Raw genomic sequence first — 22,120 nt, forward strand, 5'->3', positions numbered from 1 at the left:
TAGCCGGTGCGTGCCCTGGGCTCAGCCAGAGATGGCCAGGCGTTCGTTGTGGTAGCGGCGCACGGCGGCGAACCACAGCACAGCGGCCAGGCCCAGGCTGGCGCCGAGGTAGATCGCCCACACCGAGGGAGTGATGGTCTCGTGCCGGATCACCTTCAGCAGCATCTGGTTCTGCGACAGGAACGGCACCGCGTACTGCCACAGCTGGCTTTTCACCGGATAGGCGATCAGCGCGTAACCCGGCAGCATCGGCAACAGCATCAGCCAGGTCATGTGGCTCTGGGCTTCCTTCATGCTCTTGGCCGCAGCGGCCAGGAAGGTCAGCAGCGAGGTGCCGATCAGCAGCATCGGCAGCATCACCAGCAGCATCTGCACCATCGCCATGATGTTCATGTTGAGCTGGCGGCCGATGTTGCCCGGCGCGATCTGGGCACTGACCTTGAACGCGATCAGGGTGAGCAGCAGCGACGCGAAGCCGACCATGCAGGCGGCGGCGATCTTGCCGCTGACGATGGCGCTGCGCGACCCCGGCGTGGCCAGCAGCGGTTCAAGAGACTGCCGCTCGCGCTCGCCGGCGGTGGTGTCCATCACCAGATAGGCACCGCCCAGGAACGAGGTCAGGGTCAACAGGATCGGCAGCAGTGCCGACAGCATCAGGCCACGCTTGGCTTCGGCACTGGCCATGTCCTGGCTGGCCATGTCCAGTGGCCGTGCAACCTGGGCGTCGATGCCACGCGCCATCAGCCGCAACGCGCCGACCTGGCCGTTGTAGGTGGCCAATGCCGCCTGCAGGCGCGCAGTGGGCACCTCCGCGGCACGCCGCGTGCTGTCACGGATCACCTCCACCAGCGCCGGCTTGCCGTCGGCCCAGTTGCGGCCGAACTCCGGGCTGATGCGCAGCGCCACATCGATCTCCTGCGAGCGGATGGCCTCGGCCAGATCCTTCGGCGCGGCAGTGGCATTCAGGCCCTGGGCGGCCAGGAAGCGGACCAGGTTCGGCGCGTGTTCGGCACCGATGGTGGGAATCTGCAGCGGCTGCTCGATCTGGGTGCGCACGCGGCTTTCAGACAGCTTGCCCATGCCCAGGATCAGCAGCGGGTACAGCAGCGGGCCGAACAGCAGGGTCAGCGCCAGTGTGCGGCGGTCGCGCGACAGGTCACGCAGTTCCTTGCGCATCACCGTCATCAAGGTCGACATCATGCTCATGCGTGCAGGCCCTCTTCGCTGCCGATCAGTTTCACGAACGCGTCTTCCAGGTTGGATTCGCCGGACTGCGCGCGCAGTTCATCGGCACTGCCGGCGGCCATCACCGTGCCCTTGGCGATGATCACGATGTGGTCGCACAGCGCGCCCACCTCCTGCATGATGTGGCTGGACAGGATCACGCAGCGGCCTTCCTCGCGCAGGCCCAGCAGGAAACGGCGCAGCGCGCGCGTGGTCATCACGTCCAGGCCGTTGGTGGGTTCATCGAGGATGACGTTGCGCGGGTCGTGCACCAGCGCGCGGGCGATGGCGGTCTTGGTGCGCTGGCCCTGCGAGAAGCCATCGGTCTGGCGGTCGAGGATGTCACCCATGTCCAGTGCATGCGACAGCACGTCGATGCGTTCGCGGATGCGCTGCGCGGACAGGCCGTGCAGCTCGCCGAAGTAGGCGATGTTCTCGCGCGCGGTCAGGCGCTTGTAGACGCCGCGCGCATCGGGCAGCACGCCAAGATGGCGCCGCACTTCCACCGGGTCGCGGGCGGCGTCGATGCCGTCGACGCTGATGCTGCCCTGGTCGGGTGTCATCAGCGTGTACAGCATGCGCATGGTGGTGGTCTTGCCGGCACCATTGGGGCCGAGCAGCCCGGTGATCTGGCCATCGGCGGCACGGAAACCGACGTTGGACACCGCCTGGATGCGGCCGGTGCGGGTGTCGAAGGCCTTGTGCAGGTTGTCGGCGACGATCATGGGGTCCATCCGTTGAACGAGGTGAACGCCGGCACGTAGCTCAGCGTATCCAGGCAGCTGGCATCGAGCGCCTTGGCATCGGTGGTATCGATGAACTGGCCAAGCAGCCGCGGCATGCAGCCGGCATTGAGCGTGCCATGGCCCTGCCCGCGGGCGACCAGCGCGCGGCCATTGGGCAGGCCCTTGAGCACCTGTTCGGCATAGCGCGGCGGGGTGACCGGATCCAGTTCACCGGAGAGCAGCAGCACCGGCAGGTCCGACTTCAGCGGCGCGGTCAGCGCAGCCGGCGCCGGCTGGTGCGGCCACACCGGGCAGGCCGCGAAGAACGCACGTGCCGCTTCGGCACCGAACAGGGCGTCATCGCTCTCTGCCGGGGCCTGGAAGCGCGGCGCATCCTCGCTGCAGATCACCGACCACTGCATGCCACGGTTGATCTGGAAATCCATGCTGCGGGTCGCGCCGCGCACCAGCGAGGCCAGCGGCGCGTATCGGCCCTGCGCCGCTTCATCCAGCACCAGCGGCAGCAGCGAGGAGTACTCGGGCACGTAGGAGAATGCGAAGGCCAGGCCGACCACGCTGTCCGGAGACAGCACGTCCTGGCGGGGCGCATTGGTGCCGGGATCGCGGTAATCGACCGTGACGGGCGAACGCCGCAGGGTCTCGGCCACGGCGCGCAGCTGTTCCCGGGTATCGACCGGGAACCGCTTGCTGCAGGCGGCATCCTTGCGGCACTGCGCCGACTGCAGGGTGATCGCATTGTCGAACGTGCGGGCGAACTCGCCGCCGACCACCAGGTCGTTGGGCACCACGCCATCGATGACCAGGCTGCGGGTGTGCTGCGGGTAGGCGATCGCGTAGCGCTGGGCGACGCGCGTGCCGTAGGAACCACCGACCAGGTTCAACCTGTCCACGCCCAGCGCCTGGCGTACGGCGTCCAGATCGGCGATGGCCTCGGCGGTGGTGTAGAAGCGTGCATCGGCGCGCCCCTGCAGCGAGGCTGCGCAGCGCTGCGCGTAATCGCGCAGCGAGGCCTCGGTGGGGGCCGCGTCCTCGTCCATCTGCAGTTCCTTGCCATCCACGCCGAGGCAGCTGAGCGGGTTGGAACCGCCGGTGCCGCGCTGGTCGATCAGGAACACGTCGCGCTGCTTGCGCACCTGGCGCAGCGCGCTGTCGACGATGACCGCCACTTCGCTGGCGGCCTGCCCGGGGCCACCGGCCAGGAAGAACACCGGATCAGGCTGGCCGGCTCCGCTGCTGCCCGATTCCAGCCAGGCGATGCGCAGGTCGATCTGGCGGCCGCCGGGGTGGGCGCGGTCCTCTGGGACCTGCAGGGTCGCGCACTGGGCTTCGACATTGGCGCTGGCACCTTCGGTGGACAGCGTGCAGGGCTGGAATTCGATGGCGCCGAAGCGGCGGCTTGGGGCGTCGCTGTCGCCCCGGGTGTCGGCTGACGGCGGCTGGCTGCAACCGGCAAGCATCAGGCTGGCCAGCATTCCGGCCAGCGCGAGGTGGTGTCTTTGCATCGTGCTCGTTTCCCCTGGAGGCGTTCCTGTCGACCACGACGGGCTGCCGCGGAAGATGTGACCCAACTTACACGGGCACGGCCTCGACGGCGATGGGAAACGGCGAAATCGCCGCTGCCGGTGCGCAGGCCAGCTGATCGCGCCCGGCGGCCTTGGCCTGGTACAGCGCCGCATCGGCGGCGGCCAGCAGCGTGGACAGGTCACCCCGGCCTTCGTCCATGGCCAGCCCCACGCTGGCGGTGACCGCAACCGGCCCCGTCGCCAGCACTGCCGGGTGTCGTTGCAGGCGGGTGCGGATCAGCGCCGCCAGCATGATTGCGTCGCTCGACGTGCTGCCTGCCAGTACCAGCACGAATTCCTCTCCCCCATAGCGGCCCAGCAGGTGGGCCCGCCCCTGCGTGCAGTGCTGCAGCACGGCAGAGAAGTGGCGCAGCACCTGGTCACCGGCCAGGTGCCCCCAACGGTCGTTGATCTGCTTGAAATGGTCGACATCGACCAGCAACAACGCCAGCGGACGGCCCTGCTGGCGGACGCGCTGCAACTGCGCCTGGCCATCGGCCAGTACCGCGCTGCGGTTGAGCAGGCCGGTCAGGCCATCGGTACGCGCCGCGTGCCGCAGGTCGACCAGCATGCGCTCGACCAGCAGCAACACCATGGCGAAGCAGCGCGCCAGCTCCAGCATCACCCCGGCAATATAGGTGGCGAACATCGGCGAGCCGGTGCGCATGATGTCCTCTCCAGCACCGGGCGCCACCGGCAGGAACAGGCGCACGGCATACAGCGTGGCTTCGGCCAGGAACACCACCGCCGCCAGCCGGCAGCTGGTGCGTTGCTGCGCCGGCGCATGGCGCAGCAGCAGCCAGGCAATCCAGCCATCGACGGTCAGTGCGAACACACTGAACACCTGCAGGCGCATGTGCAGGTCCGGCCAGAGCACCAGGAACGCGAAAATGCAGGCCATGAACGCCGCTGCCATCAGCAGCGGCCGCCACAGCGGCAGTGGCTGCTGCAGATGCAGCGCCACCCCGCGCAGCATCATCAGGCCACAGCCGGCCATCGCTGCATTGCCGGCCAGCACCGCAGGCGCCAGCGGCAGGTAGGGCCGCAGTGCCAGCAGGGTCACCCCCAGCGTCAGCAGCCACAGGCTGATGGTCCACTGCCGCAGTACCGGTTGCCCGCGCAGCACCACCAGCAGCAGCGAGAAGCCCACGGCAATGCCGATGCAGAGCAGGAAACCAAGCACGGTGATGGTGGGGAAATCCAGGGACATGCGGCGCTCGTCGACCGGGGCGGCGCGCGCATCTTAGCGCCTTGCCGCGCGATGCCTGCAGCGTTCCGTGGCCCGGTGCGGATGCGAGGTCGGAAAACGGCGAGCAATGCCATCGATGCGCACGCAGAATCTGCGCAAACCCAAGGAGCTGCCCATGCACGCGTGGTACCTCGGTGGCCTCGACCACCGCCCTTTCCAGCACCTGTTCGAGAAGAACGACACTGCGCTTGCCACGCTGGGCATCCAGCGCCGCTGGGCGGGCGACGGCGGCGGCCATCCCTGCCGGATCAGCCTGAGCGACCCGCCCAGTGGCAGCGAACTGCTCCTGCTGTCGCATGTCCATCTGCCCCTGCACTCGCCCTATCACGCGTCCGGCCCGATCTTCGTACAGCGCGGCGTGACCCGGTGCGTGCTGCCACCCGGCGTGGTGCCGTCCTATGTGCAGCGGCGGATGATCTCGGTGCGTGCCTACGACCGGTCTGCGCTGATGTTGGGTGCCCGGGTCTGCGCGGGCAGCGAGGTCGCCGCGCAGCTGGATGTGCTGTTCGCCAACGCGGCGGTGGCGTTCGTGCAGTTGCACAACGCCGCGCATGGCTGCTTCTCGTGCCAGGCCGACAGGGTCGATGCACAGGCCGCGTAGCGTGGCCTCCACGACGTGATCGGCGCCACGCCGATCGCGTGATGCCCAGCGCATCCGTTCAGCCCCACGTGAAGCCCGCGGGAAGGGCTTCACATGCGCAGTCACGGATCGGAACGTCCAGGGTTCCACGCCCTGCAGTGCGACTCGATACTCGCCGGGGTGGCGCCGGAAGTCCGCCGCGCAGCGCAGTTCCTGCGGTCACCGCTCCCTTTCGACGACCACAAGGATGCGCCATGTCATTCCGATCCACACCGCTGTTGCTGGCCACCTCATTTGCTGCCGCAGGCCTGGCCCTGGCCGGCACTGCGTTCGCCCACGGCACCATGACCACGCCGGTCAGCCGCGTCTATGCCTGTTTCCAGGGCAACCCGGAGAACCCGACCAACCCGGCCTGCGCCGCCGCAAAGGCAGTGGGCGGTTCGCAGGCGTTCTACGACTGGAACGGCATCAACCAGGCCAATGCCAACGGCAATCACCAGGCCGTGGTCCCCGACGGCAAGCTGTGCAGCGGCAACAACCCGACCTTCCGCGGCCTGGATCTGGACCGCAGCGACTGGCAGACCACGCCGATCCAGCCCGATGCCAATGGCAGGTTCACCTTCGTCTTCAAGGCGACCGCGCCGCACGCCACGCGCGACTGGCGCTTCTTCGTCACCCGCGACGGCTGGCAGCCGGGCAGCCCGCTGCGCTGGGCCGACCTGCAGGAGTTCTGCACGCTGGGCAACACGCCGCTGTCGGCAGATGGCACCTACAAGCTGCAGTGCACGCTGCCGCAGCGCAGCGGCCAGCACGTGATCTACAACACCTGGCAGCGCTCGGATTCGACCGAAGCGTTCTACACGTGCATGGACGTTCGCTTTGAAGGCAACGGCGGTGGCACCACGCCGGTGCCGCAATGGCAGGATGCCGGCCCAGTGACCGCACGTGGCGAACTGCCGGTCGGCACCACCCTGGCCCTGCGGGTGTTCAACGCCAACGGCAACGATGTCGAGCGCGTGGAGGCGACGCTGGCCAGTGGCCAGACCGCGCCCGCGCAATGGCCGTTGGCGCTGGCACGCAAGGTCAATGCCAGCGCCCAGCATGCGCGCGTGGGTGTACTCAGCAACGGCGTGATCACACCCGCCGCCTCGGCCACCGGCAACCGGGTGTACCTGAAGAACGGCAACCGCTTCCAGCTCGACACCCAGCTACCGGAGCCGGGCACGCCCTCGCCGGGCGGCGATTTCGATCATGTGTACCCCGCCGGCATCGGCAGCTACGTGCCCGGCCAGACCGTGGTGAAGGGCAGCGACGGCAAGCTGTATGCCTGCCGCCCGTTCCCGGAAGGCGCCTGGTGCAACGTCAACGCCGACGCGTACCGGCCGGGCGTGGGCGCAGCCTGGCGCGATGCGTGGATCGCGTACTGAGACCGGATGCAGGGAACGGTGCCTGAGCACCGTTCCCTGCAAATCGTGAAACGCACTGGCTTGCAAGCGTGAAGTCGTTCCCACTCGAGATCACGCAGCTTTTTTTTTCAAAGTAATCCGATGGATAGAGGCAGTCGGCATACCGAGACTTCACCGGGTTCCACCACCCACAGGAGATCTCCATGCATCTGTCCCACCGGGCCGTCCTCGCGCTGTCCGTGATCGCCGGCGTAGCCGCTTCAGGCAGCGCGTTCGCCCACGGCACCATGTCCAAGCCATCCAGCCGTGTCTATTCCTGTTACCAGGGCAATCCTGAAAACCCGACCAACCCGGCCTGTGCGGCAGCCAAGGCCATCGGTGGCGCGCAACCCTTCTATGACTGGGCAGGCGTCAACCAGGCCGGCGCCAATGGCAACCACCAGGCCGTGGTGCCCGATGGCGAGCTGTGCAGCGGTGGCAACAGCAAGTACCGCGGGCTGGATCTGAACCGCAGTGACTGGCAGACCTCACCGATCCGTGCCGACGCGCGCGGTCGCTATACCTTCGAATTCAAGGCACCGGCACCCCACGCCACCCGCGACTGGAAGTTCTACGTCACCCGCGAGGGCTGGCAACCGGGCAGCCCGCTGCGCTGGGCCGACCTGCAGGAGTTCTGCACGCTGGGCAACGTGCCGCTTTCCGGCGACGTCTACAAGCTGGACTGCCCGCTGCCCAAGCGCAGCGGCCAGCACGTGATCTACAACACCTGGCAGCGCTCCGATTCCACCGAAGCGTTCTACACCTGCATGGACGTGCGCTTTGAAGACGGTGGCGGCGTGACTCCACCCCCGCAGTGGCAGGACGCCGGCCCGGTCACTGCCCGTGGCGCGCTGGAAGTGGGCACGACCCTGACCCTGCGCGTGTTCAATGGCAACGGCAACGACCTCGAACGCCCGGAAATCATCCTGGCTGCCGGCCAGACCGGCGCAACACAGTGGCCGCTGGCCCTGGCCCGCAAGGTCAATGCCAGCGCGCAGCACGCTCGCGTCGGCCTGATGAAGAACGGTGTGGTCACCCCGGTCGCTTCGGCCAGCGACAACCGCGTCTACCTGAAGCCGGGCAACCGCTTCCAGCTCGAGACCCAGGTGCCGGGTCCGGTCGATCCGGTCGATCCGCCGCCTGGCGACTACGACTTCGTGTACCCGGCGGGTATCGGCAGCTACATCCCGGGCCAGACCGTGGTGAAGGGCACCGATGGCAAGCTGTACGCCTGCCGCCCGTTCCCGGAAGGCGCCTGGTGCAACATCAATGCCGAGGCCTACCGCCCGGGCACCGGCTCTGCCTGGCGTGATGCCTGGATCGAGTACTGAGTCACGGCACCGGGGGCGGCGTGATGCCGCCTCCGGTTGTTCGGATTGCCGGCCCGCGGCCGGCACGACCCGCAATCATTTGCTGCTGACGTACTTCTCGCGCCGGATCTGCGGGTTGCCCAGGCCGGCGGCCTTGAGCAGCTCGGCACAGGCATCGACCATGTCCGGGTTGCCGCACAGGTAGGCGATGTCGGTGGCCGGGTCCGGGGTGAAGCCAGCCAGCGCCTGCTGCACGTAGCCGTGCTGTACGTCCGGGTGCGGATCAGCCGGCAGTTCGCGCGACAGGCACGGAACATAACGGAAGTTCGGGTGCTTTTCGGCGAAGCTGTAGAAGTCTTCGCTGTACAGCAGCTCGCCCGGGCTGCGCGCGCCCTGCAGCAGCACGATCTGCACGCCACGCTCGGCCATCGCCGTTTCCAGCAGCGGCAGCATCGAGCGGTAGGGCGTGACGCCGGTACCGGTGGCGATCAGCAGGTAGCGGCCGTTGTGGTCACCGGGATTCAGGCAGAAGCGGCCATAGGGGCCGGACGCGCTGACCTGGCCACCGTCCTCCAGCGCCTCGAACAGGGCCGTGGCGGCGCCGCCGGGCACGAAACTGACCGCGATATCCACCGCCTCGCCCGGGCCCAGCGCGTGGTCGTGGATGGTCGCCAGCGAATAACTGCGCTTGGTCTCGGTGCCGTCGGCGTAGCTGAAATGGACCTGGATGAACTGGCCGGGCTGGAAATCCAGCGGCTGTCCGTCATCACGCACGAACTGGTAGTGGCCGACGGTCGGGGCCAGCATGCGGCGGCCGACCAGCTTGAGGGGGAATTGAACAGGCACGACTTTTCGGGACAGTGTGTAGCCGGGGCAAGCCCTCGGGGTCTTCTATAATAGCCCCTCCCCGCCCCCTCTCCAGCGCCAGCCCATGGGCGCGAAGGCTTCGAGCTTGGCATCCCAGAACGATATGGCGCCCGCCCTGCGCGTGCGCGACCTGCGCAAGACCTACGACAACGGCACTCAGGCCCTGAAGGGGGTTTCCCTGGAAGTGGCCCCGGGCGACTTCTTCGCCCTGCTCGGCCCCAACGGCGCCGGCAAGTCGACCCTGATCGGCATCATCAGTTCCCTGGTCAACCTCAGCGAGGGCCAGGTGGAGGTGTTCGGCAGCGACCTGGTGCGCAACCGCAGCGCCACCATGCGCCTGATCGGGCTGGTGCCGCAGGAGATCAACTTCAACCTGTTCGAGAAGCCCTTCGACATCCTGGTGAACTACGCCGGCTTCTATGGCGTGCCGCGCGAGGAAGCGGAGCAGCGCGCCGAAGAGGAACTGAAGCGGGCGCACCTGTGGGAGAAGGCCCAGGTGATGAGCCGCACGCTGTCCGGCGGCATGAAGCGCCGGTTGATGATCGCGCGCGCGATGATGACCCGCCCGCGCCTGCTGATCCTGGACGAGCCGACCGCCGGCGTGGACATCGAGATCCGCCGCGACATGTGGCGCGTGCTCAAGGAAATCAACGCGGCCGGCACCACGATCATCCTCACCACGCATTACCTGGAAGAAGCCGAGTACCTGTGCCGCCACCTGGCGATCATCAACCACGGCCAGATCGTCGAGCAGGGCCCGATGCGCGCCCTGCTGGCCAAGCTGGACGTGGAAGGCTTCCTGCTGGACATCGACGGTGAGCTGCCCGCGCAGCTTCCGGTGATCGAGGGCGCGATCCTGACCGCACCGGACCCGCACACGCTGGACATCGACATGCCCCGCGCGATGGACCTCAACCGCGTGTTCGCCACGCTCAACGAGGCCGGCATCCGCGTGCGTTCGATGCGTACCAAGAGCAACCGCCTGGAGGAGCTGTTCGTGCGCCTCACCGGCAACCTGGAGACCTCCGCATGAGCACCACCGAGCTGACCGACGGCCAGCGCAACCGCGTCGCGCTGATGACCATCGTGCGCCGCGAAGTCGCCCGCATCATGCGCATCTGGGGCCAGACCCTGGTGCCGCCGGCGATCACCATGACCCTGTACTTCCTGATCTTCGGCAACCTGATCGGGTCGCGCGTGGGTGACATGGGCGGCTACACCTACATGCAGTTCATCGTGCCGGGCCTGGTGATGATGAGCGTGATCCAGAACAGCTACGGCAACATCAGCTCCTCGTTCTTCGGCGCCAAGTTCGGCCGCCACGTGGAGGAACTGCTGGTCAGCCCGATGCCGAACTGGGTGATCCTGTGGGGCTATGTGGCCGGTGCGGTGCTGCGCGGCCTGATGGTGGGCGTGATCGTGCTGATCATCGCGATGTTCTTCACCCCGGTGCGCATCCCGCACCCGATCGTGATGCTGACCACGGTGATCCTGGGCGCGACGATCTTCTCGCTGGCTGGCTTCATCAACGCGGTATATGCGAAGAAGTTCGACGACGTGGCGATCGTGCCGACCTTCATCCTGACCCCGCTGACCTACCTGGGTGGCGTGTTCTATTCGGTGAAGCTGCTGCCGGGCTGGGCCGAGGCGGCCACGCACGCGAACCCGATCTTCTACATGGTCAATGCGTTCCGCTATGGCCTGCTGGGCAGCAGCGATGTACCGCTGCCGATGGCCTACGGGTTGATGATCGGTTTCGTGGTGGTGCTGACGGCGCTGGCGCTGTGGCTGCTTCGCCGTGGCGTGGGCATGCGTAGTTGAGTTCTGCGCGCAGGGCCTGCGGCCCTGCACCCGCAGTGGTAGTGCCGGCCGCTGGCCGGCAAAAGCAAAAGCATGCATTCCGCGGGATGGCAGGGTGGCATGACCCGCTCCTGGTGGGTGTCGACCTTGGTCGACACGAAGGACTCACGGCATGCGTGGACAAGGCATTACCCGTAGAGCCGAAGGCAGCGGCAGGAGCCGCTGCCAACGTCGCGTGCGACGGCCCAAAGGGTGCCGGTCAGGACGACCGGCATAGCCCATGCTCGGCTCTTTTCTTGCCTGCAATCTCCGGCACAATCGCAGGCCTGATTCCCCCAGAAACGGTGAACGTGCAATGCGCATCCTGATTCTCGGCGCCGGTGGTACCGGCGGTTACTTCGGCGGTCGGCTGGCCCAGGCCGGCGTGGACGTCACCTTCCTGGTCCGCCCTGCACGCGCCGCCCAGCTGGACCGCGACGGCCTGGTCATCCGCAGTCCGCTGGGCGATGCCAGTTTCCCGGTGCAGCACGTCACCGCCGACGCCCTGCCCGCGCTCGCCGCGCAGCGACCGTTCGATCTGGTCATCCTCAGCTGCAAGGCCTACGACCTGGACAGCTCGATTGACGCCATCGCCCCTGCGGTGGGTTTGAGCACCACCGTATTGCCGATCCTCAACGGCCTGCATCACTACAACGTGCTGGACGCGCGCTTCGGCCGCGACGCCGTGCTCGGCGGCCTGTGCTTCATCAGCGCCACCAAGGCGCCCGATGGCGCGGTGCTGCATCTGCGCAAGCCGGCCAAGCTGACGTTCGGCGAGCGTGATGGCGGCGCGATCTCCGCGCGCGTGCAGGCCTTCGCCGCCGCCTGTGCGCAGGCCAGCCTCGATCACCTGGCCAGCGAACACATCGGCCAGGAGCAGTGGATCAAGTACACCTTCCTCACCGCGTTGGCTGCCGCCACCTGCCTGCTGCGCGCGGATATCGGCAGCATCGTCGCCACCGATGATGGGCAGGCCATCGTGCGGGGGCTGTACGACGAATGCCTGGCGGTGGCCGAGGCCGCTGGTGAGCCGATACCCGATGCCGCGCAGGAGATCGCACGCGGCACACTGACCCAGCCGGGTTCAGCGCTGAAGGCGTCGATGCTGCGCGACCTGGAAGCCGGCCAGCAGGTGGAGGCCGAACAGATCGTCGGCAACATGCTGGCGCGCGCGCGCAAGGCCGACCAGGAAGCCCTGCTGCTGCAGGTTGCCTACAGCAGCCTGCAGGCCTACCAGGCGCTGCGCAGCGCGTGAGCCTGGCCTCGCCCGCGAATGCTTTGCCCGCAAGGGTGCTGATCCTCGGGCTGGGCTGGAGCGGGCGCGTGCTGGCCGCGCAGCTGCAGGCGCGGGGCGTGCATGTGGCTGGCACGGTGCGTGATCCGGCGTCGGCACCGCACGACGGCGTGCGGCGCCATCAACTGCGGGCCGACGCGACACTGTCACCGGCTCTGCTCGACGAAGTCGCGCAGGCCGACGCGGTGTTGTGCAGCGTGCCACCCGACGCTGAAGGCGATCCTGCACTGCGCCTGGTGCTGCCGGCACTGCAGGCCAGCCCCGCGCTGCGCTGGGTCGGCTATCTGTCGTCGACCTCGGTGTACGCCGACCGGGCGGGCGGCTGGATCGACGAAACCAGCGTGGCGGACGCCACGGAGACCGCGGGCGGGCAGCGCCGGCTCGCCGAAGCACAGTGGCGCGCACTGGCCGAACAACGCGGCATCGCTTCGGCGGTGTTGCGCCTGCCCGGCCTGTATGGGCCTGGACGCAATGCGCTGCTGCAGCTGGCACAGGGGCGCGCACGCCATGTGGTGCGGCCTGGCCTGGTGTTCAACCGGCTGCACGTGCAGGACCTGGCAGCGGTGATCATCGCTGCGATGCAACGGCCCACACGCAATGCCGTGTACCTGCCGGCCGATGACGAGCCGGCGCCGCCGCAGGACGTGCTGGCCTTCGCCGCGCAGCTGGGCGGGTTCGCGATGCCGCCTGCCGTGGCGTGGGACGACCCGCTGCTGGGCCCGACCTTGCGGCGCTTCTACGAAAGCAACAAGCGCATCGACAGCCGTGGCACGCGTGCAGCGCTCGGCTGGAAGCCGCAGTTTCCGACCTATCGCGAAGGGCTGCGCGCATTGGCAGATGCGGATCTTCGCGGTTGAACCGGCACTACCGGATCAACCGGCGTCGGGCAGACGGAAGAACGCACGGGTTGCTGCGGTCGCGTTGGCTGCGGTCATCGCCACGTCCTCGCCTCGGTCGCGTGCCAGTTCCTCCACGATGTGCGAGAGGAACATCGGTTCGTTGCGGCGGTCCTTCGGCAGCGGCTTCAGCGTGCGCGGCAGCAGGTATGGCGCATCGGTTTCGATCATCAGGCGATTGGCCGGGATGTTCTTCACCAGCTCGCGCAGGTGTGCGCCCCGGCGCTCATCGCACAACCAGCCGGTGATGCCGATGTACCAGTCCTGGTCCAGGTAATCGAACAGTTCATCGCGTTCGCCGGTGAAGCAATGCACCACCGCCGGACCAATGCGGCCTTCGAAGTTCTTCATCTGCGCCATGAAATCGGCGTGCGCGTCGCGCTGGTGCAGGAACAATGGCTTTCCATTGTCTGCGGCGAGCTGCAGCTGGCGTTCGAACGCGCGATGCTGGGCCGGGCGCGGCGAGAAATCACGGAAGTAGTCCAGCCCGCACTCGCCCACCGCCACTACTTCCGGGTGGGCATGCAGCGCGCGCATCTCGGCATCGCACTCTTCGGTGTACTCCACCGCGTGATGCGGGTGCACGCCGGCGGTGGCGTACAGGAAGCCCGGATGCTGCTGCGCCAGCTGCAGGGCCAGCGGCGAGTGCTCGCGGCTGGCGCCGGTGATCACCATCTGCACCACGCCGGCCTGGCGCGCGCGGTCCAGCACGGCATCGCGGTCGCGGTCGAAGGAGTCGTGGGTCAGGTTGGCGCCGATATCGATCAGGTGCATGGTCATCGCGGGGGAAAAGTGCCCGCGCATTGTACCTGCGCCCGCCGTGGCCCCTTATCCTTTGCACATGAACGCCCCGCTCTTCCCGATTTCCCCGCTGCTGCCACAGATCCAGCAGCACCTGGCCGCACAGCCGCGGCTGGTGCTGGAAGCCCCGCCGGGCGCCGGCAAGACCACCCAGGTGCCGCTGGCGCTGCTGGATGCGCCGTGGCTGCAGGGACGGAAGATCATCCTGCTGGAACCGAGGCGGGTGGCCGCACGCAGCGCGGCGCTGTTCATGGCGCGGCAGCTGGGTGAAGAGGTGGGCGGCACGGTCGGCTACCGCATCCGCTTCGAGAACAAGGTCTCGGCGCGCACCCGCATCGAGGTCGTCACCGAAGGCATCCTGACCCGCATGCTGCAGGACGACCCGATGCTGGAACAGGTCGGCGCGATCCTGTTCGACGAATTCCACGAACGCCACCTCAGTGGTGACCTTGGCCTGGCGCTGGCGCTGGACGTGCAGGCGCAACTGCGCGACGACCTGCGCCTGGTGGTGATGTCGGCGACGCTGGATGGCGAGCGCCTGGCGCGCTTCCTCGATGCACCGCGCTTGAGCAGCGAGGGCCGCAGCTACCCGGTGGCGATCAGCCATTTCCCGGCACGTCGCGACGAAGCACTGGAACTGCAGGTGCGCCGCGCGGTGCAGCAGGCGCTGGCAGAACATCCCGGTGACCTGCTGGTGTTCCTGCCCGGCCAGCGCGAGATCGCGCGGGTGCAGGCCGGCCTGCAGGAATCTATCGATGGAGGTGTCGAGGTGCTGGCCCTGCACGGCGAACTGCCGGTGGAGCAGCAGGCGCGCGTACTGCAGGCCGCCAGCGATGGCCGCCGCCGCGTGGTGCTGGCCACCAACGTGGCCGAGTCCTCGGTGACCCTGCCTGGCGTGCGCGTGGTGATCGACAGCGGCCAGGCACGCGAGCCGCGCTACGACCCCAACAGCGGCTTCACCCGGTTGGATGTGGTGGCCATCGCGCAGGCCTCGGCCGACCAGCGCGCCGGCCGTGCCGGGCGCGTGGCCGAAGGCGTGGCCTGGCGGCTGTGGCCGCAGTCGCAGCGGCTGGAACCACAGCGCCGTGCCGAGATCGACCAGGTGGAACTGGCCGGGCTGGCACTGGAACTGGCGGCCTGGGGCAGCAGCGACCTGCGCTTCCTCGACCCGCCGCCGGCCGGCCCGATGGGCGCGGCACGCGAACTGCTGCAACGACTGGGCGCGCTGTCCGAGTCCGGCGCGATCACCGCGCTCGGTCGCCGCGTGCTGGCGCTGGGCACGCATCCGCGGATGGCGGCGATGCTGCTGGCCGCACCGGACCCACGTGCGCAGGCGCTGGCGGCCGATCTGGCCGCGCTGCTGGAGGCGCGCGATCCGCTGCGCCAGGGCGGTGACGCGTTGGCGGCGCGCTGGCGGGCGCTGGCGGCGTTCCGCAATGGCCGTGCGCCGGGCGATGCCAACCGCAGCGGGCTGGCCGCCATCGATGCGGCCGCCAAGCAGTGGCGCCGACGCTTGCGTTGCGAGGCCACCCCGCCCAACAGCGTCGAGGCGCACGAACTGGGTGACCTGCTGGCGCATGCCTTCCCCGACCGCATTGGCGTCCAGCACCCCAGCGATCCGCTGCGCTATCTGCTGGCCAATGGCCGCAGCGCGCGCCTGCATGAGCTGAGCGACCTGCGCGGCGAGCCCTGGCTGGTGGCCAGCGAGCTGCGCTTCGAGGCGCGCGATGCGCTGCTGCTGCGCGCCGCACCGGTGGATGAAGGCCAGCTGCGCACGGCGTGGCCGGAACGCTTCGTGACCGAAGATGTGGTGCGCTGGGACAGCGAGCGTCGCGCCCTGGTGGCGCTGCGCGAGACCCGTTTCGACCGCATCGTGCTGGACAGCCGCTCGGCCGGCCGTGTCGATCCGCAGCAGGCTGCGCAGGCGCTGACCGATGCGGTGGCCGAGCTCGGCCTGCAGGCGCTGCCGTGGACCGAAGGCCTGCGCCAATGGCAGGCCCGGGCGGAATCGCTGCGGCGCTGGATGCCGGAGCTGGAACTGCCCGATTGCAGCGACGCCGCCCTGCTGGCCAACCGCGCGCAGTGGCTGCAACCCGCGTTCGCCGGAAAGAGCCGCCTGGATGCGCTGGACGAGGCCAGTTTCGGCGAGGCGCTGAAGTCGCCCTTGGAGTGGTCACAACGGCAGCAGGTCGAACGCCATGCGCCGACCCGCATCACCGTGCCTTCCGGGCTGGAGCGGCCGATCGCCTATGCATTGGACAGCGAGAACGGCGAACCGCTGCCGCCGGTGCTGGCGGTGAAGCTGCAGGAACTGTTCGGCCTGGCCGACACCCCACGCATCGCCGAGGGCCGCGTGCCGTTGACCCTGCACCTGCTCTCGCCCGGCGGCCGCCCGCTGCAGGTCACCCAGGACCTGCGCAATTTCTGGGAAAACACCTACGCCGAAGTGAAGAAGGAAATGAAGGGCCGTTACCCGCGTCATCCGTGGCCGGATGACCCGTGGACGGCCACCGCGACGCACCGCGCCAAGCCGCGCGGGACCTGACCGGTTGTGCCGGCTGCAGACCCTGCCTGATCCTGAATGGCTGCGCTGGAGTCACGCCACGCACGGCCCCGCCTGACATACCGTTTACGGGCAACACGCGACACTGGACTTCGACCCGAGGCAAAGGACCCCCGCATGAGCAAGCTGACTGTAATCACCGACCGCGCTCTGGAGCGCGCCCTGGAGCTGGCCCACACCGCCGGCGATGGCCTGAAGAGCGCCGGTGGCAGCCTGCGCAATGCGGACTGGATCAAGACCGGTGCCGCCATCGGCGCAGTGAAGACCGGCGGCAAGGCCGCCACCAAGTTCGTGCGCCGCAACCCGGCAGTGGCCGTGGCCGCAGCCGCGGTGGGTGTCGGCCTGCTGGGCTATGCGCTGTACCGCAAGCAGCAGAAGAAGAAGGCCGCCAATGGCCACGTGGTGAATGGGCAGGCGCAGCGCATCAGCGCACGTGACCGCCGCAATGCCACCGTGGTTGACGAGCATAGCGACATCGGCAGCGACGCCTGAGGCATTGCGCGTTGCCGGGGCCGGACCGCTTCCACGGGAGGCGCTCCGGCCCTTTCCGTTTCTGCGGCTGGGTTCAGCCGATCTGCCGCCACTGCCCCGGTTGCAGGTCGTCCAGCCGGTAAGGCCCCATCGCCACCCGCACCAGCCGCAGCGTCGGCAGGTTCACCGCCGCGGTCATCCGCCGCACCTGGCGATTGCGGCCCTCGCGGATCGTGATCGCCAGCCACGCATCGGGCACAGTCTTGCGGAAGCGCACCGGCGGATCGCGCGTCCACAGCGAGGGCGCCGGATCGAGGCGTTCGATCTTCGCCGGAAGGGTCGGCCCGTCATTGAGCAGCACACCGTCGCGCAGCTGCTGCAGCTGTTCGTCGCTGGGCGTTCCCTCCACCTGCACCCAGTAGGTCTTGTCGGCCTTGTGCTTCGGGTCGGTGAGCTTGTGCGCCAGCGTGCCGTTGTCGGTCAGCAGCAGCAGGCCCTCGCTGTCGTGGTCCAGACGGCCGGCGGCGTACACCCGCGGCGGCAGGCCGAATCCCGCCAGGGTCGGCCGCGGCGGCACGCTGCGGTCGGTGAACTGGCAGAGCACGTTGAAGGGCTTGTTGAAGGCAATCAGCATCGCGGGTGCGGCAGGCGGCGGGTATGGCATTGTCCCATTCCCGCGCCGCCGCCGCGATCACCGCCGGCTCAGCCGAACACCTTCCATTCCAGCAGGAACGACCCCAGCACCAGCGCGATGCCGCACGCCGCGATGATAGTGGCGCGGCGGCGCAGGCGTGCGGACGGCGGGCGGGCGCTGCGTGCACGATCCTCCAGCAGGACGCCGGCGAACAGCACTCCGAAACCAACAGTCCCGACCAGGTCGTGGGCGTGACCGCCGTAGAACACGAAATCGATCAGCCGCGTCAGCACCAGTACCGCGACGGCGATGTAAAGGATCTTCTTCAACAGTCCATGTCCTTGAATACGATTGAACTCCGGCGCGCGCGGTGAGCCGGGCATGGGCCCGGCTCCGTGGTGGGCACTCCGCGCTGGCAATGCGGCGTGCCGCCTTACGGCTTGATGAAGCGCAGGGTCATGCGGTCGCTTTCGCCGATTGCCTGGTACTTCGCATCGTCGGCCTTGTCGTGCTGGTTGGTCGGCGGCAGCGTCCACACGCCGTTCGGGTGGTCCTTGGTGTCGCGCGGGTTGGCGTTGACCTCACTGCGCGCATCCAGCTTGAAGCCCGCCGCCTCGGCCATCGCAATCACCTGCTGCTGGCCGACGTAGCCGGTGTCATCGTCGTCGGCCACATCGGCCTTGGCGCGATGCTCGACCACGCCCAGCACGCCACCCGGCTTGAGCACGTTGAAGAAGCCCTGGAACATGCCCTGCGCCTGGCCGGCCTTGCGCCAGTTGTGCACGTTGCGGAAGGTCAGCACCACATCGGCTGAACCGGCCGGGCCGAACACCGGCTTGGCCGGATCGTAGGCGACCACGGCGGTCTTGCCGAACTGTGCCGGTGCAGCGGCGTACTTCTTCTCAAGGCTGTCGCGGCTGCGCTGCTGGTAGTCACGGCCACGGCCTTCGGGCACCGCCATCGGATCGACCACGGCGGCGACGTAGTGGCCCTTGTCATGCAGCAGCGGCGCCAGGATTTCCGAGTACCAGCCGTTGCCGGGGGTGATCTCGATGACGGTCTTTTCAGGCGCGACCTTGAACAACGACAGCGTCTGCGCCGGATGGCGATAGGTGTCGCGCTTGACGTTGTTGGCATCGCGGGTGGGCGCCTTCACCGCCGCATCGATGGCCGGAGAAACCTGGATCTTCGCCGGCGCCACCGTGGCCGGTGCGGCGAATGCGGGAACAGCGGCGAGCAGGGCCGAGGCAAGCAGCAGGCGGCAACCACGCAGGGACGAAGCAGGCATCATCGGGGCGACTCCAGCGGAAGATGCGGCGAGACTAGCAGTCGCAGCGTCCCAGGTGTTCACAAAACGTTAGCCGGAGTCGTGCGGCGGAACACTGTTTTGTGGTCGCCGCCGCAGCGCGGTCACACAACGCGTTCTATTCTGGAACACTTCCCCCCAAGGAGTCCGTGCCCATGACGGCAACCCGCGAACTGGGCCGTTCCGGCCTGCATGTACGTCCGCTCGCCTTCGGTGGCAACGTGTTCGGCTGGAGCGCCGATGAGAAGGCCAGCTTCGCCCTGCTCGATGCCTTCGTCGACGCCGGCTTCAATCTGGTCGACACCGCCGACGTGTATTCGGCGTGGGTGCCGGGCAATACCGGCGGCGAATCGGAAACGCTGATCGGCAAGTGGTTTGCCCGCAGTGGCAAGCGTGACAAGGTGGTGCTGGCGACCAAGGTCGCCAAGTGGGCCGAGCGCCCGGGCCTGACCCCGGACAACATCAATGCCGCCGTCGAGGATTCACTGCGCCGCCTGCAGACCGACGTGATCGATCTGTACCAGGCCCACGAGGATGACGAGTCGACGCCGCTGGAAGCCACGCTGGCCGCGTTCGGCCGGCTGATCGAAGCCGGCAAGGTGCGCGCCATCGGTGCCTCCAACTACAGCGCCACGCGCCTGGCCGATGCGCTGAAGGTGTCCACCGACTACAAGCTGCCGCGTTACGAAACCCTGCAGCCGGAGTACAACCTGTACGACCGCGCCGGCTACGAGAAGGAGCTGGAACCGTTGGTGCAGCGCGAGCAGATCGGCGTGATCGGTTACTACGCGCTGGCCAGTGGCTTCCTCAGCGGCAAGTACCGCACCGCGGCCGACGCGGCCAAGAGCCCGGCGCGGGGCGAGAACGTGGTGAAGCGTTACCTCAACCCGCGCGGCCTGCGCATCCTGGAAGCGCTGGATGATGTGGCCAGCAAGCACAACGCCAGCGCCGCGCAGATCGCGCTGGCGTGGCAGATCGCGCGGCCCTCGATCACCGCACCGATCGTCAGCGCCACCAGCGTCGAGCAGCTGCACGACCTGCTGGCGGCGGCCAACGTGTCGTTGAGCGTGCAGGATGTCGCGCAGCTGGATGCCGCCAGCGAAGAGGGCTGAGGTGTAGTGCCGGCCGCTGGCCGGCATCGCACAACAGCGAAGAAAATAGTTGAACAAAATGGTTGCGCACGACTAAATCGTGGTTTATCGTGCGCACCTCGTTTCAACAACCACTGGAAACTTCCCTTGAACGCGCATTCCGTCGCCATCGCCAAACTGCTGCCATGCCTGCGCATGGACGTGCTGGCGCGCGCGTTCGGCAAGGACGTCCAGCTGACAACGGCCTGATACCCGCCCTGCGGAGATCGGCCACCCCGATCTCCGAGGCCTGACGACGCCCTCGGAATGCAAGTCCCGGGGGCGTTTTCGTTTGCGTCGGCACAAGGACCCGCGATGCCAGAACTGCACCCCGCGCGGCAACCCGCCGCTCACTGACCCAGGTTCTCCGCCCCGCCGAAGGATTTACTTCGCGCGACCGACAGCGCCTGGACATTATCTGCATCGCACCCAAACATTATCGCTCGCGATAATGTCGGCGGCCTGCACCCTCGATTTTCCAACGGTCCCGTTTCAACCACGGGCTGGTGCGCGCGGCGTTGCCGTGGCGTATGCCGGAGGTCGCGGACAGGCCATCGCCTGGATCGCCTGCTGGACGCAGGCGCCGGTTCGCCGGTACGCGGTTCGATTCCGCGCGGTTCCCAACTGGATAGCTCAGCTTGGTCAGAGCAACGGATCCTGATTCCGTCTGTCGTGGGTTCGATTCCCACTCCAACCACATGACCTGTCACGTCATGACTTGAAGCAACACCCGGGGCGCAAGCCCCAGCGGCCATCGTCGCCTTCCCTGCCACCGCCTTCGGGCGCGGCCAGGAAGGCAACGGACCACACGCCGGGCCCTGGCCCGTCGCCATCTGCTGCTCCGCTCCGCACCGGCGCTGCCTGCCGGCAACGACGATGGCACGGGTGATGACGCGCCGCAGGCTCCGCGTGCGGACCGTCCCGCGATGGCCGCCCTCTTCCGCGGGCTGCACACGCTGTGCAGCCGGCCACGCCACGACCTGATCGGCCCGGGTCATGGCGTTTCATCGCATCGGGTCGAACCACCAGAGCCATACAAGGAGAGATTCCCATGTTCTGGACCATCAAGGTCGTGATCGGCGACGGCGAGCGCGGCCTGGTGTATCGCAACCGTCGTTTCCAGCAGATCCTGCTGCCGGGCGTGCACCGCCTGTCGCCGTTCGGCGGCCGCCCGCACGTGGACATCCACACCGCATCGAAGGGCGCGGCCTACACCGGCAGCGATCAGGACAGCCTGATCGAGGCACTGGGCGCGACGCTGGACACGCACTTCGTGCTGGCCAATGTCGGCGCCAGCGAGGTCGGCCTGTTGCTGCGCAATGGCCGCATCGATGAAGTGTTGCCGCCGGGCAGCCGCCGCCTGTATTGGCGGGGTTCGGTCGACACCCAGGTGCGGGTGATGGCGCTGGGTGACGAGCCGCGCATTGCGGTGGACGTGCAGCAGCGCCTGGGCCAACTGGGTGTGCTGCCGCGTGTGGCAGTGATCAGCACCGTGCCGAGCGAGTCGGTCGGCCTGCTGTTCATCGATGGCACGCTGCGGCAGACGCTGGACGCCGGCCTGCACGCGTTCTGGAACTTCAACGGCAACGTGTCGGTGGAGCGCGTGGAGCTGCGTGCACGTTCGCTGGACGTGTCCGGCCAGGAACTGCTCAGCCGCGACAAGGTGACCCTGCGGGTGAACCTGGCCGCGACCGTGCAGGTGGTTGACCCGGTGCGGGCACACCGCACGCTCAGCAATGCCGACGAGTTCGTCTACCGGCAACTGCAGTTCGGCCTGCGCCAGGCGATCGCCGCGCGCAGCCTGGACGAGCTGCTGGGCGACAAGGCGGCACTGGACGGCGAGATCGCCGCGCATGTGCAGGCGGCGATCGAGGGCCACGGCGTGCGGTTGCTCGGCGTCGGCATCAAGGACGTGATCCTGCCGGGCGAGATGAAGGAGATCCTCAACGGCGTGGTGCTGGCCGAGAAGCAGGCCCAGGCCAGCGTGATCCGCCGGCGCGAGGAGGCCAATGCCACGCGTTCGCAGCTCAACACCGCAAAGCTGATCGAGGACAACCCGGTGCTGATGCGCTTGAAGGAGCTGGAGGCGCTGGAGAAGGTCACCGAGAAGATCGACACGCTCACCGTGTTCGGCGGCCTGGACGGCGTGCTGAAGCAGCTGGTGACGATCAGGTAGGGGGTAGCGGGGGGGGGGGGGGGGGCG

At 68.1% G+C, this 22,120-nt stretch carries 20 protein-coding genes and 1 tRNA gene; 12 read left to right on the forward strand and 9 right to left on the reverse strand.

Going from position 1 to position 22,120, the window contains the following annotated elements; genetic code table 11:
• Positions 1 to 21 precede the first annotated feature (21 nt).
• From O0J73_RS06120 to O0J73_RS06135, 4 genes are all read right to left on the reverse strand, one after another.
• Positions 22 to 1,206, reverse strand: a complete 1,185-nt coding sequence (locus tag O0J73_RS06120) for an ABC transporter permease (protein WP_049455978.1) — start codon at positions 1,204 to 1,206, stop codon at positions 22 to 24.
• Positions 1,203 to 1,949, reverse strand: a complete 747-nt coding sequence (locus O0J73_RS06125; RefSeq protein ID WP_197564836.1) for an ATP-binding cassette domain-containing protein — start codon at positions 1,947 to 1,949, stop codon at positions 1,203 to 1,205. Before O0J73_RS06125 ends, O0J73_RS06120 begins: the two co-directional genes overlap by 4 nt.
• A complete protein-coding gene (locus O0J73_RS06130; protein ID WP_308308242.1) occupies positions 1,946 to 3,472 on the reverse strand; it encodes an alpha/beta hydrolase in 1,527 nt (508 codons plus the stop codon). Before O0J73_RS06130 ends, O0J73_RS06125 begins: the two co-directional genes overlap by 4 nt.
• 67 nt (positions 3,473 to 3,539) lie before the next feature.
• Positions 3,540 to 4,742 (reverse strand): GGDEF domain-containing protein, encoded by a 1,203-nt coding sequence (locus tag O0J73_RS06135; protein ID WP_197564835.1) that lies wholly within the window; start codon positions 4,740 to 4,742, stop codon positions 3,540 to 3,542.
• Between the two features lie 154 nt (positions 4,743 to 4,896).
• Between O0J73_RS06135 and O0J73_RS06140 the strand changes: the two genes are divergently transcribed.
• The 3 genes from O0J73_RS06140 (at position 4,897) to O0J73_RS06150 (ending at position 8,137) form a co-directional block, all read left to right on the forward strand.
• The gene (locus tag O0J73_RS06140) at positions 4,897 to 5,382 is read left to right on the forward strand and encodes a DUF1203 domain-containing protein (RefSeq protein ID WP_308308243.1); all 486 of its coding nucleotides are present in this window, start codon (positions 4,897 to 4,899) and stop codon (positions 5,380 to 5,382) included.
• Between the two features lie 233 nt (positions 5,383 to 5,615).
• Positions 5,616 to 6,788, forward strand: a complete 1,173-nt coding sequence (locus tag O0J73_RS06145; RefSeq protein ID WP_197564833.1) for a lytic polysaccharide monooxygenase — start codon at positions 5,616 to 5,618, stop codon at positions 6,786 to 6,788.
• 182 nt (positions 6,789 to 6,970) lie between these two features.
• Positions 6,971 to 8,137, forward strand: coding sequence for a lytic polysaccharide monooxygenase (locus O0J73_RS06150; protein ID WP_308308244.1), 1,167 nt, complete (start codon positions 6,971 to 6,973; stop codon positions 8,135 to 8,137).
• 75 nt (positions 8,138 to 8,212) lie between these two features.
• On the opposite strand, the gene O0J73_RS06155 is transcribed toward O0J73_RS06150, so the two are convergent.
• On the reverse strand, positions 8,213 to 8,962 hold the full coding sequence (locus O0J73_RS06155) for a ferredoxin--NADP reductase (protein WP_133935880.1): 750 nt from the start codon (positions 8,960 to 8,962) through the stop codon (positions 8,213 to 8,215).
• Positions 8,963 to 9,047: 85 nt separating this feature from the next.
• On the opposite strand from O0J73_RS06155, the gene O0J73_RS06160 reads away from it, so the two are divergent.
• From O0J73_RS06160 to O0J73_RS06175, 4 genes are all read left to right on the forward strand, one after another.
• Positions 9,048 to 10,016 (forward strand): ABC transporter ATP-binding protein, encoded by a 969-nt coding sequence (locus O0J73_RS06160; RefSeq protein WP_274511319.1) that lies wholly within the window; start codon positions 9,048 to 9,050, stop codon positions 10,014 to 10,016.
• Positions 10,013 to 10,804 (forward strand): ABC transporter permease, encoded by a 792-nt coding sequence (locus O0J73_RS06165; protein WP_008267475.1) that lies wholly within the window; start codon positions 10,013 to 10,015, stop codon positions 10,802 to 10,804. Before O0J73_RS06160 ends, O0J73_RS06165 begins: the two co-directional genes overlap by 4 nt.
• Positions 10,805 to 11,138: 334 nt before the next feature.
• Positions 11,139 to 12,077 (forward strand): 2-dehydropantoate 2-reductase, encoded by a 939-nt coding sequence (gene panE / locus O0J73_RS06170; protein ID WP_308308245.1) that lies wholly within the window; start codon positions 11,139 to 11,141, stop codon positions 12,075 to 12,077.
• The gene (locus tag O0J73_RS06175; RefSeq protein WP_308308246.1) at positions 12,074 to 12,973 is read left to right on the forward strand and encodes an NAD-dependent epimerase/dehydratase family protein; all 900 of its coding nucleotides are present in this window, start codon (positions 12,074 to 12,076) and stop codon (positions 12,971 to 12,973) included. The genes panE and O0J73_RS06175 overlap by 4 nt, the downstream gene beginning before the upstream one ends.
• Positions 12,974 to 12,988: 15 nt before the next feature.
• Here the strand turns inward: O0J73_RS06175 and O0J73_RS06180 are convergent, their stop codons facing one another.
• Positions 12,989 to 13,786, reverse strand: a complete 798-nt coding sequence (locus tag O0J73_RS06180; protein WP_308308247.1) for a TatD family hydrolase — start codon at positions 13,784 to 13,786, stop codon at positions 12,989 to 12,991.
• Positions 13,787 to 13,853: 67 nt separating this feature from the next.
• On the opposite strand from O0J73_RS06180, the gene hrpB reads away from it, so the two are divergent.
• Both hrpB and O0J73_RS06190 read left to right on the forward strand, forming a co-directional pair.
• Positions 13,854 to 16,358, forward strand: a complete 2,505-nt coding sequence (gene hrpB, locus O0J73_RS06185) for an ATP-dependent helicase HrpB (RefSeq protein ID WP_308308248.1) — start codon at positions 13,854 to 13,856, stop codon at positions 16,356 to 16,358.
• A gap of 135 nt (positions 16,359 to 16,493) precedes the next feature.
• Entirely contained in the window at positions 16,494 to 16,868 is a 375-nt protein-coding gene (locus O0J73_RS06190) for a hypothetical protein (RefSeq protein WP_008266133.1), read from the forward strand.
• Positions 16,869 to 16,941: 73 nt separating this feature from the next.
• On the opposite strand, the gene O0J73_RS06195 is transcribed toward O0J73_RS06190, so the two are convergent.
• From O0J73_RS06195 to O0J73_RS06205, 3 genes are all read right to left on the reverse strand, one after another.
• A complete protein-coding gene (locus O0J73_RS06195; RefSeq protein ID WP_008264992.1) occupies positions 16,942 to 17,481 on the reverse strand; it encodes a pseudouridine synthase in 540 nt (179 codons plus the stop codon).
• A gap of 68 nt (positions 17,482 to 17,549) precedes the next feature.
• Complete coding sequence (locus tag O0J73_RS06200; protein ID WP_308308249.1) at positions 17,550 to 17,810, reverse strand: hypothetical protein; 261 nt, start codon at positions 17,808 to 17,810, stop codon at positions 17,550 to 17,552.
• 104 nt (positions 17,811 to 17,914) lie between these two features.
• Positions 17,915 to 18,772 carry a class I SAM-dependent methyltransferase gene (locus tag O0J73_RS06205; RefSeq protein ID WP_006475846.1) on the reverse strand — a complete coding sequence of 286 codons (858 nt, stop codon included), beginning with the start codon at positions 18,770 to 18,772 and terminating at the stop codon, positions 17,915 to 17,917.
• 170 nt (positions 18,773 to 18,942) lie between these two features.
• Between O0J73_RS06205 and O0J73_RS06210 the strand changes: the two genes are divergently transcribed.
• The 3 genes from O0J73_RS06210 (at position 18,943) to O0J73_RS06220 (ending at position 22,093) form a co-directional block, all read left to right on the forward strand.
• Positions 18,943 to 19,899 (forward strand): aldo/keto reductase, encoded by a 957-nt coding sequence (locus tag O0J73_RS06210; protein ID WP_308308251.1) that lies wholly within the window; start codon positions 18,943 to 18,945, stop codon positions 19,897 to 19,899.
• 643 nt (positions 19,900 to 20,542) lie between these two features.
• Positions 20,543 to 20,614 (forward strand) — tRNA-Gln (locus O0J73_RS06215).
• A gap of 354 nt (positions 20,615 to 20,968) precedes the next feature.
• On the forward strand, positions 20,969 to 22,093 hold the full coding sequence (locus O0J73_RS06220) for a slipin family protein (protein WP_308308252.1): 1,125 nt from the start codon (positions 20,969 to 20,971) through the stop codon (positions 22,091 to 22,093).
• The last annotated feature ends 27 nt before the right edge of the window (positions 22,094 to 22,120 follow it).

Source organism: Stenotrophomonas sp. Sm6012, assembly GCF_030985895.1.
Classification (GTDB): Bacteria; Pseudomonadota; Gammaproteobacteria; order Xanthomonadales; family Xanthomonadaceae; genus Stenotrophomonas; species Stenotrophomonas forensis.